The organism is Streptomyces narbonensis (genome assembly GCF_014649015.1).
GTDB classification, from domain to species: domain Bacteria; phylum Actinomycetota; class Actinomycetes; order Streptomycetales; family Streptomycetaceae; genus Streptomyces; species Streptomyces narbonensis.
Genome location: NZ_BMSF01000187.1, coordinates 1 through 535, shown reverse-complemented (window position 1 = coordinate 535; position 535 = coordinate 1). Strand labels below are relative to the sequence as shown.

The 535-nt window shown below is 34.0% G+C and carries 2 protein-coding genes; both read right to left on the bottom strand.

The features are described from left to right. The coding region (locus IE124_RS34465) for a GTP-binding protein (protein WP_189514072.1) at positions 1-384 on the bottom strand (384 nt) is incomplete at its 3' end. A gap of 15 nt (positions 385-399) precedes the next feature. After that, entirely contained in the window at positions 400-531 is a 132-nt protein-coding gene (locus IE124_RS34460) for a hypothetical protein (RefSeq protein ID WP_229833208.1), read from the bottom strand. Positions 532-535: the final 4 nt, after the last annotated feature.

Sequence of the window (535 nt, the reverse complement as noted above, 5' to 3'; positions counted from 1 at the left end):
CACTCCTACTTGCCGTGCTAATAAAATATGTTCTCTTGTTTGCGGCATTGGGCCATCAGCTGCTGAACATACTAATATAGCTCCATCCATTTGAGCTGCACCTGTTATCATATTTTTTATATAATCTGCATGTCCTGGACAATCTACATGTGCATAATGTCTTTTTTTTGATTCGTATTCTACATGTGCTGTAGCTATTGTTATTCCTCTTTCTTTTTCTTCTGGAGCATTATCTATTGTATCAAATTTTCTCCATTCTCCACCATAAATTTCTGAAGATACCCTAGTTAATGCTGCTGTTAATGTTGTTTTTCCATGATCTACATGTCCGATTGTCCCAACATTTACATGCTCTTTATCCCTATGAAATTTTTCTTTAGCCACTAATCTTACCCTCTTTTAATAATATTTATTCTTTTTTATAACTTCTTTAACCACTCTCCCTGGTGCTTCATCATATCTTTCAAATTCCATTGTATAACTTGCTCTGCCTTTAGTATTAGATCTTAAATCTGTTGCATATCCAAACATTTCA

Excerpts from the sequence above, each read along its gene's own strand:
- IE124_RS34460 (WP_229833208.1), bottom strand. The coding sequence starts at position 531 with ATGTTTGGATATGCAACAGATTTAAGATCTAATACTAAAGGCAGAGCA.